Annotated in this window: 10 protein-coding genes and 6 tRNA genes; 15 read left to right on the top strand and 1 reads right to left on the bottom strand. The window is 42.5% G+C overall.

From position 1 onward, the window contains the following. The first annotated feature begins 12 nt into the window (after positions 1–12). The 12 genes from B7720_RS00025 to B7720_RS00080 all read left to right on the top strand — a co-directional run bounded on the left by B7720_RS00025 (position 13) and on the right by B7720_RS00080 (position 7,855). Positions 13–85: transfer RNA gene (locus tag B7720_RS00025), tRNA-Phe, on the top strand. Positions 86–102: 17 nt separating this feature from the next. Further along, positions 103–183, top strand: a tRNA-Tyr gene (locus B7720_RS00030). Positions 184–194: 11 nt separating this feature from the next. Next, a tRNA-Trp gene (locus tag B7720_RS00035) sits at positions 195–265 on the top strand. Positions 266–279: 14 nt separating this feature from the next. Next, positions 280–352 (top strand) — tRNA-His (locus B7720_RS00040). A 13-nt stretch (positions 353–365) separates the two neighbouring features. Further along, a tRNA-Gln gene (locus B7720_RS00045) sits at positions 366–437 on the top strand. Between the two features lie 9 nt (positions 438–446). After that, a tRNA-Leu gene (locus tag B7720_RS00050) sits at positions 447–530 on the top strand. Positions 531–704: 174 nt separating this feature from the next. Further along, positions 705–1,982, top strand: coding sequence for a glutamate-cysteine ligase family protein (locus B7720_RS00055; protein WP_084855878.1), 1,278 nt, complete (start codon positions 705–707; stop codon positions 1,980–1,982). Positions 1,983–2,057: 75 nt separating this feature from the next. Continuing rightward, a complete protein-coding gene (thrC, locus tag B7720_RS00060) occupies positions 2,058–3,542 on the top strand; it encodes a threonine synthase (protein WP_084855881.1) in 1,485 nt (494 codons plus the stop codon). Between the two features lie 60 nt (positions 3,543–3,602). Further along, the gene (locus tag B7720_RS00065) at positions 3,603–4,883 is read left to right on the top strand and encodes an MATE family efflux transporter (RefSeq protein ID WP_084855884.1); all 1,281 of its coding nucleotides are present in this window, start codon (positions 3,603–3,605) and stop codon (positions 4,881–4,883) included. 3 nt (positions 4,884–4,886) lie between these two features. Beyond that, on the top strand, positions 4,887–5,510 hold the full coding sequence (locus B7720_RS00070) for an HAD-IA family hydrolase (RefSeq protein ID WP_084855886.1): 624 nt from the start codon (positions 4,887–4,889) through the stop codon (positions 5,508–5,510). A gap of 162 nt (positions 5,511–5,672) precedes the next feature. Continuing rightward, entirely contained in the window at positions 5,673–6,845 is a 1,173-nt protein-coding gene (locus B7720_RS00075) for a LysM peptidoglycan-binding domain-containing protein (RefSeq protein ID WP_000746000.1), read from the top strand. A 143-nt stretch (positions 6,846–6,988) separates the two neighbouring features. Beyond that, positions 6,989–7,855 carry a DUF2262 domain-containing protein gene (locus B7720_RS00080; protein WP_225904036.1) on the top strand — a complete coding sequence of 289 codons (867 nt, stop codon included), beginning with the start codon at positions 6,989–6,991 and terminating at the stop codon, positions 7,853–7,855. Between the two features lie 141 nt (positions 7,856–7,996). Here B7720_RS00080 and B7720_RS00085 read toward each other — a convergent pair whose 3' ends face one another. Continuing rightward, positions 7,997–8,854: a DUF975 family protein gene (locus tag B7720_RS00085; protein ID WP_084855888.1), complete on the bottom strand. Its 858-nt coding sequence runs from the start codon at positions 8,852–8,854 to the stop codon at positions 7,997–7,999. 116 nt (positions 8,855–8,970) lie between these two features. Here B7720_RS00085 and tgt point away from each other — a divergent pair, with 116 nt between their 5' ends. From tgt to nagA, 3 genes are all read left to right on the top strand, one after another. Further along, positions 8,971–10,113, top strand: coding sequence for a tRNA guanosine(34) transglycosylase Tgt (gene tgt / locus B7720_RS00090; protein WP_001285238.1), 1,143 nt, complete (start codon positions 8,971–8,973; stop codon positions 10,111–10,113). 133 nt (positions 10,114–10,246) lie between these two features. Then, positions 10,247–12,064, top strand: a complete 1,818-nt coding sequence (locus B7720_RS00095; RefSeq protein WP_084855890.1) for an acyltransferase family protein — start codon at positions 10,247–10,249, stop codon at positions 12,062–12,064. Between the two features lie 140 nt (positions 12,065–12,204). Beyond that, complete coding sequence (gene nagA, locus B7720_RS00100) at positions 12,205–13,356, top strand: N-acetylglucosamine-6-phosphate deacetylase (protein WP_001134447.1); 1,152 nt, start codon at positions 12,205–12,207, stop codon at positions 13,354–13,356. Positions 13,357–13,427: the final 71 nt, after the last annotated feature.

A 13,427-nucleotide genomic window follows, 5' to 3' on the forward strand; every position in this document is an offset into this window, starting at 1 on the left:
CTCCCGCAATTTGGCTCGGTAGCTCAGTTGGTAGAGCAATGGATTGAAGCTCCATGTGTCGGCGGTTCGATTCCGTCTCGCGCCATATTTTATTTATAACTTGGAAGGGTAGCGAAGAGGCTAAACGCGGCGGACTGTAAATCCGCTCCTTCGGGTTCGGGGGTTCGAATCCCTCCCCTTCCATTACTTTAGTTACGGGCATAGTTTAAAGGTAGAACTAAGGTCTCCAAAACCTTCAGTGTGGGTTCAATTCCTACTGCCCGTGTTAATATGATTATGGCGGGTGTGGTGAAGTGGTTAACACACCAGATTGTGGCTCTGGCATGCGTGGGTTCGATCCCCATCACTCGCCTATTTTATATTATTGGGGTATAGCCAAGCGGTAAGGCAAGGGACTTTGACTCCCTCATGCGTTGGTTCGAATCCAGCTACCCCAGTTACTATTTGCCGGCGTGGCGGAATTGGCAGACGCGCTGGACTCAAAATCCAGTGTCCGCAAGGACGTGCCGGTTCGACCCCGGCCGCCGGTATAGTATGAAAGACAAGGTTTTCGGGCCTTGTTTTTTGTTTTGGTAAAGATTTTGATTAAGTACAGATAACTGATGAATGATCTTTTTCTTCTTATTCTAGTCATTTTTAGTGTATTTTTGGTATAATATTACTTATTCACAATTTATTTTGATTATGAAAGAGTTTGGTGATTAATGTCTCGGTCTGTTGAATTACTAAAGAAACGTTACTTAAAGAATATAAAAGAGAACCCAGATTTATTTATTGGAATTGAGTTAGAATTTCCTATTGTAAATTTAGCGGGTAAGGCTACAGATGGTGAAGTTGTTAAGGACCTCTTTCGGTATTTACCATCAGTATTGGGCTTTACTATCGAAAAAGAGGATGATTTTGGGAATCCAATTCAGTTACTTGATCCAGTCAGCCAAGATACGATCTTATTTGAGGTTGCTTATACGACGATTGAGTTTGCATTCGGAAAGGCCGAATCTATCCAAGAGGTGGAAGAACGCTTTAACTTCTATATGGCTACGATTCAGAATAAGTTGGGGGGAGCTAATCATGCTATTGTTGGCTGCGGCATTCATCCCAACTGGGATAAAAATGAGAATTGTCCAGTGGCTTATCCCCGCTATCAGATGTTGATGGATTATCTGAATTTGAGTAGAAATGTAACTAAATCAGATTTACATCATTTCCCTGAGTATGGAGCCTTTATATGTGGGAGTCAGGTTCAACTAGACATTTCAAGGTTCAACTACCTGCGTGTTATCAATGCTTTTACGCAAATTGAAGCTGCTAAAGCTTATTTGTTTGCAAATTCTGAGTTTTCAGGGGCAGATTGGGATACCAAAATTTCGAGAGATATTTTTTGGGAAGAATCCATGCATGGTATCTATCCAGAGAATGTTGGTGTCAATACTAGACTATTTAAAGATGAGGATGATTTTTTTGACTATTTAAATCATTCTGCGATTTTTACTGCGGAGCGTGATGGGCAGACCTATTATTTTTATCCGATTCAGGCTAGGGACTATTTGGCTACACCTGAAATCCAAGCATTTACCCTTAATGGGGATGAGGTGTTAATTCATCCTCAGGAGGAAGATTTCCAAACTCATCGTAGTTACCAGTACCAAGACTTAACGACTCGAGGGACAGTTGAGTTTCGTAGTGTGTGTACTCAGCCGCTTGATAGGACTTTTGCTTCTGCAGCCTTTCATTTGGGCTTGTTGGTTCATTTAGACAAGCTTGAAGCTTACTTGCGAACTGCTCCATTTTTTACCACAGCTGGTCGTGATTATAAGCTTTTAAGACGACAATTTTCTAAGAAAAAACTTACAGATGAAGAAGAAGCTGCGGTTCTCGAGTTTTCTAAAGACTTACTCACCCTTGCTGAGGAGGGGCTGGAGAAAAGAGATAAGCAAGAAATGGTTTATTTAGAGCCTTTGAAGAAAGAATTGGGATTATAATTTCTCTTATAAAGGGAGAATTTTCTGAAAAATCATGATATAATGGAAGAGACTATAGATAAAGGATAGAGATTCATGACATTAGTTTATCAATCAACGCGTGATGCCAATAATACAGTAACTGCCAGCCAAGCTATTTTGCAAGGTTTGGCGACGGATGGTGGTCTGTTTACACCACTTACTTATCCAAAGGTGGATTTGGACTTTGAAACATTAAAAGATGCTTCTTACCAAGAAGTGGCCAAATTAGTTTTATCAGCCTTTTTAGATGACTTTACGGCTGAGGAGTTGAACTACTGTATCAACAATGCCTACGATAGCAAGTTTGATACTCCAGCTATTGCGCCATTGGTGAAACTGGATGGGCAATACAACTTGGAATTGTTCCATGGTTCAACGATTGCCTTTAAAGATATGGCCTTGTCTATCTTGCCATACTTTATGACGACAGCCGCTAAAAAGCATGGTTTGGAGAACAAGATTGTCATTTTGACAGCGACATCTGGTGATACTGGAAAAGCTGCTATGGCAGGGTTTGCGGATGTGCCTGGAACTGAGATTATCGTCTTTTATCCAAAGGATGGTGTCAGCAAGGTACAAGAGTTGCAAATGACTACTCAGACTGGCGACAATACTCATGTTATCGCTATTGATGGAAACTTTGATGATGCACAAACAAATGTGAAACATATGTTTAACGATGTAGCTCTTCGTGAAAAATTGGCTGCCAATAAACTGCAATTTTCATCAGCTAACTCTATGAACATTGGTCGTTTGGTACCACAGATTGTTTATTATGTTTATGCCTACGCTCAGTTGGTCAAGTCTGGTGAGATTGTGACTGGTGAAAAGGTCAACTTCACAGTACCGACAGGAAACTTTGGAAATATCTTGGCTGCCTTTTATGCTAAACAAATTGGTCTGCCAGTTGGCAAATTAATCTGTGCTTCAAATGATAACAATGTCTTGACAGATTTCTTTAAAACCCGTGTCTATGACAAGAAACGTGAGTTTAAAGTAACAACTAGTCCATCTATGGATATCCTTGTATCTTCAAACTTGGAGCGTTTGATTTTCCATCTTTTGGGGAATGATGCGGTTAAGACAACTGAACTCATGAATGCCTTGAGTACACAAGGACAATATGAATTGACAGACTTTGATACAGCGATCCTGGAACTCTTTGCAGCTGAATATGCGACTGAGAAAGAAACTGCGGCAGAAATCAAGCGTGTTTATCAAACAGATGCCTACATCGAGGATCCACATACGGCGGTTGCCTCAGCTGTTTATAGAAAATACCAAGTGGCTACTGGCGATGCGACTAAGACAGTGATTGCTTCAACAGCTAGTCCATACAAGTTCCCAGTGGTTGCAGTAGAAGCGGTAACTGGGAAGGTTGGCTTGACTGACTTTGAAGCTTTGGCTCAATTACATGACATTTCAGGAGTGGCAGTGCCACCAGCGGTTGATGGCCTTGAAACAGCTCCAGTTCGTCATAAAACAACAGTGGCAGCTGCTGACATGCAAGCAGCGGTTGAGGCTTATCTAGGACTTTAAGACAGAGGGAGTAAACTCGGTTGGGAAACCAACTGAGTTTCTTTTCATCAGGAGGAAGGATTGTTTAAGAAAAATAAAGACATTCTTAATATTGCATTGCCAGCTATGGGTGAAAACTTTTTGCAGATGCTCATGGGAATGGTGGACAGTTATTTGGTCGCTCACTTGGGCTTAATCGCCATTTCAGGTGTTTCAGTGGCTGGCAATATTATCACCATTTACCAGGCGATTTTTATCGCTCTGGGGGCTGCTATTTCCAGTGTTATTTCAAAAAGTTTGGGGCAGAAAGATCAGTCCAAGTTGTCTTATCACGTGACAGAGGCTCTCAAGATAACCCTATTGCTGAGTGCACTTTTAGGCGCCTTATCCATCTTTGCTGGGCAAGAGATGATAGGGCTCTTGGGAACTGAGCAGGATGTGGCCGAGAGTGGTGGACTCTACCTATCTTTGGTAGGCGGATCGATTGTTCTCTTGGGCTTGATGACCAGTCTAGGTGCCTTGATTCGTGCAACGCATAATCCGCGTCTACCTCTCTATGTTAGTCTTTTATCCAATGCCTTGAATATTCTTTTTTCAAGTCTAGCTATTTTTGTCCTTGATATGGGCATAGCGGGTGTTGCTTGGGGGACTATCTTGTCTCGCTTAGTCGGTCTTGTGATTTTGTGGTCGCAATTAAAGCTGCCTTTTGAGAAACCGACTTTTGGTTTAGATAAGGAACTATTGACTTTGGCTTTGCCAGTGGCAGGAGAACGTCTCATGATGCGAGCTGGAGATGTAGTGATCATTGCCTTGGTTGTTTCTTTTGGGACGGAGGCAGTAGCGGGGAATGCAGTCGGAGAAGTCTTGACCCAGTTTAACTATATGCCTGCCTTTGGCGTCGCTACGGCGACGGTCATGCAGGTAGCTCGAGCAGTTGGAGAGGATAACTGGGAAAGAGTAGATGATTTGAGCAAGCAAACCTTTTGGCTTTCCCTGCTTCTCATGTTGCCCTTAACTTTCAGTATCTATGCCTTGGGGACACCATTGACTCATCTCTATACGACCGACCCTATAGCAGTCGAAGCGAGCGTTTTGGTGGCACTGTTCTCACTACTAGGGACTCCCATGGCAACAGGGACAGTTATATATACGGCAGTTTGGCAGGGTTTGGGCAATGCTCGCCTCCCCTTTTATGCTACAAGTATCGGGATGTGGTGTATCCGCATTGGGACAGCCTATCTGATGGGGATTGTGCTTGGTTGGGGCTTGCCTGGTATTTGGGCAGGGACTCTCTTGGATAATGGTTTCCGTTGGTTATTTCTACGTTACCGTTACCAGCGTTATATGAGTTTGAAAGGATAGGAGATGCAAAAAATAGCCTTTATTTGGGATTTAGACGGGACTTTATTAGACTCGTACGAAGCGATTTTGTCAGGGATTGAGGAGACCTTTGCTCAGTTTTCTATTCCTTATGATAAGGAAAAAGTGAGAGAGTTTATCCTCAGGTACTCTGTGCAGGATTTGCTGGAGCAGGTGGCAGAAGAGAGAAACCTGGATGCGGAAGTGCTCAATCAGGTGCGCGCCCAAAGTCTGGCTGAGAAAAATGCCCAGGTAATTTTGATGCCAGGTGCGGGTGAAGTGCTAGCTTGGGCAGACCAAGCAGGGATTCAGCAGTTTGTCTATACTCATAAGGGAGACAATGCGCTTACTATTTTAAGAGACTTGGGGTTAGAGTTCTATTTCACAGAAATTTTAACTAATCAGAGTGGTTTTGCACGCAAGCCCAGTCCAGAAGCGGCGACATATCTGCTAGACAAATATGAGTTGGATCCTAGGACTACCTATTATCTAGGGGACCGGACTTTGGATGTGAAATTTGCCCAGAATAGCGGTATTCAAAGCATTAACTTTTTAGAGTCAACTTATGAAGGGAATCAGAGGATTCAAGCATTGGCAGATATTCCCTACATTTTTGAGGATGAGCAATAAAAAGATTGTGTCAGTTTTATGACAGAAGGCTAACAAACTATTTCAACTGATCTAGTTTGTTACAAGGAATAGACAGTTCTGTTAAATAGGCCCGAGAGGGCTTTTTTTCTGTTTTTTTTGTGTTATGATAGACAGGTACTCATTTGAAAGGAATATGAACGAATGAAGAAAAGAATTATTTTAGCCTCAACAGTAGCCCTGTCTCTTGCTCCCGCATTAGGAGCTAAAGCTCAAGAAATCTCTTGGACAGCACGTAGCGTTGAGCAAATCCAAAATGATGTGACGAAAAACGAGAACAAAAACAGCTATACAGTTCAGTATGGTGATACCCTGAGCACGATTGCAGAAGCTTTGGGAGTAGATGTAACCGTTCTTGCTAATTTGAACAAAATCACTAATATGGACTTGATTTTCCCAGATACTGTCCTCACTACAACTGTCAATGAGGAAGAAGAGGTGACGGAAGTTGAAATCCAAACTCCTCAAGCGGATTCTAGTGAAGAAGTGACGACTGCGACAGCTGATTTGACGACGAATCAAGTGACAGTTGATGAACAAACAGTTCAAGTAGAAGATCTTTCTCAACCAATTGAGGATGCTCCAACTGTAACAGAGACTGAAAAACCAACAGAAGTAGCGCCAAATTCAGAAGTTTCTGAGACAGCGACAGTTGCTGAAGAGACACCATCTACAGAAACACCTGTAGCAGCAGAAACAACTAGTCCAGTTGAAGAAGAAGCTCCTCAAGCAGCGACTCCAGCTACTGAAGAAACGGCAGCAACAACTCCAGCAGAAGCACCAGTAGCAGCTGCTCCAGCAACTGAAACACCTGCTGATACAACAGGAACAAGTGCAACAGAAGAAGCAGCATCAACAGCAACTTCTGACACTGCAACTTCGACTTATCAAGCAGAGCAAAGCCAAACTCCTTCAAGAACGTATGCTGCTCCAGCGGCTCCTGACTATGCAGGACTTGCTGTAGCTAAGTCTGAGAATGCTGGTCTTCAACCACAAACGGCGGCCTTTAAAGAAGAAGTAGCCAACTTGTTTGGAATTACATCTTTTAGTGGCTACCGTCCTGGTGACAGTGGGGACCATGGTAAAGGTTTGGCCATCGACTTTATGGTTCCAGTGAGTTCAGCACTCGGAGATCAAATTGCAGAATATGCAGTCAAAAATATGGCTAGCCGTGGTATCAACTATATCATTTGGAAACAACGTTTCTACGCTCCATACGATAGTAAATATGGACCAGCCTATACGTGGAATCCAATGCCAGACCGTGGTAGCGTAACCGAAAATCACTATGACCACGTTCACGTTTCAATGAACTAATAGAAAAAGAAGCTGAAAACTCATAAGGTTGAGGCTTCTTTTTGTTGTTCTAAGTCAAAATGTTTTCAAAGTTATGCTATAATCAAACTGAAGTTGACTGAAAATCAAGTATTTTTATTTTAGTAGAAGGTGAGAACACTATGATGAATAGTTTGAAAAAAACATTTGAGAAAACCATTGATGACTTTGAAAAAGAATTTTGTGGTGAAGTCGTTGAACTCTTGATTATCACTTTACAAAATGTGGGAGGTGCGACTGTTTTAAAGAATGGATGGAAGTTGCCTTCGGTTCATTTTGTAGCAAGTGTGAATGTGGGGACAAAGGAGTTCTCGGAAATAGAGGGACGTTTGGAGTGGTTGGTGAGTCCAGAGGAATATGAAGAAAAGGGCTTGCTCTATAGCTATAGTTTCGAGCCCTATCAGATTCATCACATCAAATGTCAGAAAAGACCACAAAGGCAATTAGAACCTTATATGGCAGCAGTAGCGAATAACTGTTATCGTCTGCTGGAATACATTGAAGATGGGCAGTCGGATAGTAGATTAGAAGCTCTGATTGCAGAATATGTTAAACCAGTCGTCATCAAAGATTCTATAGGCGAATTCACTTTAAATAGAGCTTATTCATGGTTTGAGGGAAGTATGGATCTTGCGGGAAGCAGGGTTAGCGTGATGTTGGATGCAAATGAAGATGCCAGCTTACCACCAAAATCATTTGGCTACTTGAAAACATTTGTCAGGGATATTGACCGAAGAGACTCTGAAATCCGAGACGTTATAGTAAAAGAGATGTGGGAAACAGCAGAGGACTGGCTAGCTTCAGACGGAGATGCCGAAGTATTAACAGAGGACTATTTTTATAATTCCTTGTATCTGGGGGAACTGTCTATCAGCGAAGCGGGGGATTTGACTCTTTATTATGGAGATAAAGAGGATATTTTTGCTGGGCATGCGGTAGAAGTCAGGGCAGATATTGAAGGAAATATAGAAAATGTGACCTTGGTAGGGTAAATGGACAGCATGTGATTATTTCTTTATTGTGAATAAGCAACTTAGTCCTGTTACAGGAGTTTCTTCATTATATTTTAAAAATAACTGAAATCAGCACCTTCTTTAGAAAGTGCTGATTTTTTTGAGATAATAGTAGAAAGTTTATACTTTTCGGCGTTTGAGAGCGAGCAAAGTTCGATAGAAAATGATTTGGCTGCTCTGGATATAGGGAAGGATGGAAAAACTAGCAATTCCAAAAGTAATCCAATTGAGGAAGTGCCAAGGAAGTAGTTGTAAGTCGAGGACAAAGCGTTGAAATTTGTAACCTTTCACCAAGAATCGACTGGTTTTCAGAATTTGACTGGGTTTAGCCTGGCCTAAATCCAGAGTGTCGCAAAGGAGGAATTCTACCTGCGAGTAGGCGTAATGTTGCGGGATATAGAGGATATTTCCTACAATCATCAAGATGAGGCTCGCGAAAAAGTAGAGACCAAAGGTCATAAGGAATTGCTCGGTTTCAAGCGACGAGAGATCTAGTTTTGGAAATTCAGGATGTAGGGCGACAAATCTCCGAGCTAAGAGATTGCTATAAAAGAGAAAATAAACGCCTACTAAGTTTGGAATGCTCCATAAAAAGAGGTAGAAACGTTTGAGGAGCAGAGTTAGGAAGGTTTGCGAGAAGCGCTCTGCAGCAAAGAGGGCTAGACTTGATTTTACTGAGAGTTCTGTATCAGGATCCTTGAGGAGTCGGAGTGTCGCAAAAGCAGCACCTGCTAGAAAAATCGTGCTCACAAAAGAAACCACTAGCGGGAAGAGATAGGCTTGGAGCACTTGTGCCAGCATGCTGAAAAAGGATTGCTCTAAAACATTTTCTTGGAGACGAGCCAAGGGGTTGAGAAAGCCTGATAAGATGACCAGTATGCTAGGTAAGAGATAGACGAGAAAGAGACGGGGATTTTCAGCCTGAAACTGCCTCGTCTGCAGACGAATGGTTTTTAAATCAATTTTTGGGTATTTCATTCTCTCATTATACCATAGTTCGTGACAGTTCCTGGTTTTTTTGATAAAATCATACAGTATGCCTTTGGGCACAAAGTATGAACTGGGACTGTCTTTCCCAGCTTCGGAGGTAGAAAATGTCAGATTCACCAATCAAATACCGTTTGATTAAGAAAGAAAAACATACAGGAGCTCGTCTGGGAGAAATCATCACCCCGCACGGTACCTTTCCAACGCCTATGTTTATGCCAGTTGGGACCCAAGCTACTGTAAAAACCCAGTCACCAGAGGAGTTGAAGGAGATGGGATCAGGGATTATCCTCTCTAATACCTATCATCTCTGGCTTCGCCCTGGAGATGAACTCATCGCACGCGCAGGTGGTCTCCACAAGTTCATGAATTGGGACCAACCAATCTTGACGGATAGTGGTGGTTTTCAGGTTTATTCCCTAGCTGATAGCCGAAATATCACCGAAGAAGGAGTAACCTTTAAAAACCATCTCAATGGTTCCAAGATGTTCCTATCGCCAGAAAAGGCCATCTCTATTCAGAATAATCTAGGCTCCGACATCATGATGTCTTTTGATGAATGTCCTCAGTTTTACCAACCTTATGACTACGTTAAGAAATCAATCGAGCGTACTAGCCGTTGGGCTGAGCGTGGTTTGAAGGCTCACCGTCGCCCGCATGACCAAGGTTTGTTTGGAATTGTACAGGGGGCAGGCTTTGAAGACCTTCGCCGTCAGTCAGCTCATGACCTTGTCAGCATGGATTTCCCAGGCTACTCTATCGGTGGTTTGGCAGTGGGAGAAACGCACGAAGAAATGAATGCCGTCTTGGACTTCACAACCCAACTTCTTCCTGAAAACAAACCTCGCTATTTGATGGGTGTGGGAGCGCCAGATAGCTTGATTGATGGAGTCATTCGTGGTGTAGATATGTTTGACTGTGTCTTGCCAACTCGTATTGCTCGTAACGGAACTTGTATGACCAGCCGAGGTCGTTTGGTTGTCAAGAATGCCCAATTCGCTGAAGATTTTACGCCACTGGATCCTGAGTGTGATTGCTACACATGTAAGAACTACACACGCGCTTATCTTCGTCACCTGCTCAAGGCTGATGAAACCTTTGGTATCCGCTTGACTAGTTACCACAATCTCTACTTCTTGCTCAACCTGATGAAGCAGGTCCGCCAAGCCATCATGGATGACAATCTCTTGGAATTTCGTGAGTATTTTGTAGAAAAATATGGCTACAACAAGTCAGGGCGCAATTTCTAAAGTGTAAAAATAGAATGCCAAAATCCTAAGTTTTCTCTTAGGATTTTTCCTATTTTTTTGATAGAATAGGGAGTATAATGGAATGGAAATTAGGTGGTGTTTTACTTCCTAATTTAATGGAGAATAGACTCGTATGCGTATTAAATGGTTTTCCTTGATTAGGATTACAGGTTTACTTTTGGTGCTTTTGTACCACTTCTTTCAAACAATCTTTCCTGGAGGATTCTTTGGGGTAGATGTCTTTTTCACTTTTTCAGGATTTTTGATCACCTCCCTCCTTTTAGAAGAATTTGGGAAGGCACATCAGATTGATTTGTTGGGCTTTTTTAAGAGACGGTTTTACCGCATCGTGCCACCTGTAGTGCTGATGGTTTTGGTGACCATGCCTTTTACTTTCTTGGTTCGTCAAGACTATGTTGCTGGAATTGGTGGCCAGATAGCTGGAGTTCTCGGTTTTATGACCAACTTCTACGAAATGTTAACAGGGGGAAGTTATGAATCCCAGTTCATTCCGCATCTCTTTGTTCACAACTGGAGTCTAGCTGTTGAGGTTCACTACTATATCCTTTGGGGCTTAGCGGTTTGGTTCTTATCGAAACGTTCAAAATCTAGTAGTCAATTGAGAGGGATGGTCTTTCTCCTTTCTGCAGGAGCTTTTATCATTAGCTTTTTCTCCATGTTTATTGGTAGTCTAATGGCTAGTTCCTATTCATCTGTCTACTTTTCAAGTTTGACCCATGTCTATCCCTTCTTTTTAGGAAGCATTTTAGCGACAGTTGTGGGGGTTCGTCAGACGAGCGATTTAGTCAAGCAGTTTGACCGGATGTGGGATCTTCGTCAAAATCTACTGGTATTTGCTGCAGGTCTCTTGGTGTTAATGCTCTTGACTTTCTTTGTCAAGTTCACCTACCTGTTTGCGTACTTATTTGGCTTCTTGCTAGCAAGTTTAGCGGCAGTGACCATGATTTTTGCTGCGCGTGTCTTGCATGAGAAAACGCCTGAGATACAAGAACCTCGGATCATTACATTTTTAGCGGATACTAGCTACGCGGTTTATCTTTTCCACTGGCCTTTTTATATTATCTTTTCTCAGCTGATGAGTAATCTGCCTGCTGTTATTCTGACAATCATCTTTTCTTATTTCTTTGCTATCCTATCCTTCTATATTATTGAGCCGTTGATTGCCGGTAAATCCAATCCTTTAATACGGAAGATTAGTCGATTGCCTCATATTAAACCAATTAGTGCTGGTGCTGCTGGCATTCTTACCTTGATTACCTTGATTATCATAGCTGTGGCTCCTCAAGTTGGAGCTTTTGAGACAGACTTGATGGTCAATGGTTTCAAACAAGCCCAGACCAATATAGGACAAACAAAGACTCTTGCTGAACAAGCTGAACTGAGTCGTCTAGGAATTTCTGAGGGAACAAGCCTAATAGGAGATTCGGTAGCCTTGCGTGCCAATACAGCCTTACAAGAGGCACTTCCTGAAGCGAATATCAATGCCCAGGTTAGTCGAACGACCAAGCAAGCCAATGACATCATGCTCAATAACAGTCAGAACAAGGCGCTGCTAAAAACAGTCGTCATTGCAACGGGAGTCAACAATCCTGAAGGTTATAAGAATGATTTGGACAGCATCGTGAACAATCTACCGAAAGGACACCATCTGATACTGGTGACACCTTATGAGGGAGATAAGAGCAAGGACACTTACACATCAGTGGAACAGTATGCGGCTTATGCGAGAGAATTAGCTGAAAAGAACCCATATGTGAGCATCGCTGACTGGAATAAGGTTGCTAAGGAACACCCTGAAATCTGGGCTGGAACTGACCAAGTTCACTTTGGAAATAATAGCAACATGATTGAAGAAGGTGCTAAACTTTACGCAGAGACGATTGCAGCTGCTGTTAAGGCTGCTCAAGAACTACCTGTAAAATCAAAATAAAATTAAAGAGTTGGAGAAATCCAGCTCTTTTAAAATATCTCTAGAAAATAGGTCTATACCATTTACAAATGAAAAAGAAAGGTTTATAATGTAATTGACATAATAAATTCTAGAATCAATCTATCAAGGAGGTTATCATTATGCCTAATTATATTAAAGCGGATCAGTTTTTCTACCCACACGGAGTTCGTCGTGGCGGTTACTTGGAACTTGTGGATGGCAAGTTTGGCAAACATGTAGAACAGATTCCTGAAGGAGCTGAGGTGATTGACTATACAGGTTATAGCATTGCCCCAGGACTTGTGGATACCCACATTCATGGATTTGGCGGTGTGGATGTCATGGACAATAACATCGAAGGAACCCTTCATACCATGAGTGAAGGTCTACTTAGCACGGGTGTTACCAGCTTCTTGCCAACGACCTTGACTTCCTCTTACGAGCAGTTGCTTGCGGTAACTGAAAATATCGGCGCTCGTTACCAGGAAGCAAGTGGAGCCAAGATTCGTGGGATCTATTTTGAAGGACCTTATTTCACAGAGAAATACAAGGGAGCCCAAAACCCTGCTTATATGAAAGACCCCCGTATGGATGAGTTTCGTGCTTGGCAAAAAGCAGCAAATGGCCTGCTCAATAAAATTGCCCTTGCGCCAGAACGTGAAGGTGTAGAAGACTTTGTTCGTACAGTTACGGGTGAAGGAGTGACCGTTGCTCTTGGACACTCCAATGCGACTTTTGATGAAGCTAAAAAAGCAGTCGATGCTGGAGCGAGTGTTTGGGTACATGCCTACAATGGGATGCGTGGGTTGACTCACCGTGAGCTCGGTATGGTGGGAGCCATGTATGAATTGCCACATACTTACGCAGAGTTGATCTGTGACGGTCACCACGTAGATCCAAAGGCCTGTGATATTTTGCTCAAGCAAAAAGGAACTGAAAATATCGCCCTTATCACAGACTGTATGACAGCGGGTGGATTGGAAGACGGCGACTACATGTTGGGAGAATTCCCAGTAGTTGTTGCTAATGGAACTGCTCGCCTCAAATCGACAGGCAATTTGGCAGGTTCAATCCTCAAACTCAAAGATGGTTTGAAAAATGTGGTCGAATGGGGCATTGCGAATCCGCATGAAGCAGTCATGATGGCCAGCCTCAACCCAGCAAAATCTGTTCACATCGATGATGTCTGTGGTCAAATCCGTGAAGGTTATGACGCTGACTTTATCGTACTAGATAAAGATTTGGAATTGGTAGCAACCTACCTAGATGGTGTGAAACGTTATCAAGCCTAAGAAGATAAAAAATAGGGGTCAATAAAGGACTCCTATTTTTATTATCAGATGAAAATAACAGGCTTCTTAAA

It is taken from the genome of Streptococcus oralis subsp. oralis (genome assembly GCF_002096455.1).
GTDB lineage: Bacteria > Bacillota > Bacilli > Lactobacillales > Streptococcaceae > Streptococcus > Streptococcus oralis_CY.

Bases quoted from the DNA above. Each gene is read 5' to 3' on its own strand.
- B7720_RS00055 (WP_084855878.1), top strand. From the start codon at position 705: ATGTCTCGGTCTGTTGAATTACTAAAGAAACGTTACTTAAAGAATATA.
- thrC (WP_084855881.1), top strand. From the start codon at position 2,058: ATGACATTAGTTTATCAATCAACGCGTGATGCCAATAATACAGTAACT.
- B7720_RS00070 (WP_084855886.1), top strand. From the start codon at position 4,887: ATGCAAAAAATAGCCTTTATTTGGGATTTAGACGGGACTTTATTAGAC.
- B7720_RS00075 (WP_000746000.1), top strand. From the start codon at position 5,673: ATGAAGAAAAGAATTATTTTAGCCTCAACAGTAGCCCTGTCTCTTGCT.
- B7720_RS00080 (WP_225904036.1), top strand. From the start codon at position 6,989: ATGAATAGTTTGAAAAAAACATTTGAGAAAACCATTGATGACTTTGAA.
- B7720_RS00085 (WP_084855888.1), bottom strand. From the start codon at position 8,854: ATGAAATACCCAAAAATTGATTTAAAAACCATTCGTCTGCAGACGAGG.
- tgt (WP_001285238.1), top strand. From the start codon at position 8,971: ATGTCAGATTCACCAATCAAATACCGTTTGATTAAGAAAGAAAAACAT.
- B7720_RS00095 (WP_084855890.1), top strand. From the start codon at position 10,247: ATGCGTATTAAATGGTTTTCCTTGATTAGGATTACAGGTTTACTTTTG.
- nagA (WP_001134447.1), top strand. From the start codon at position 12,205: ATGCCTAATTATATTAAAGCGGATCAGTTTTTCTACCCACACGGAGTT.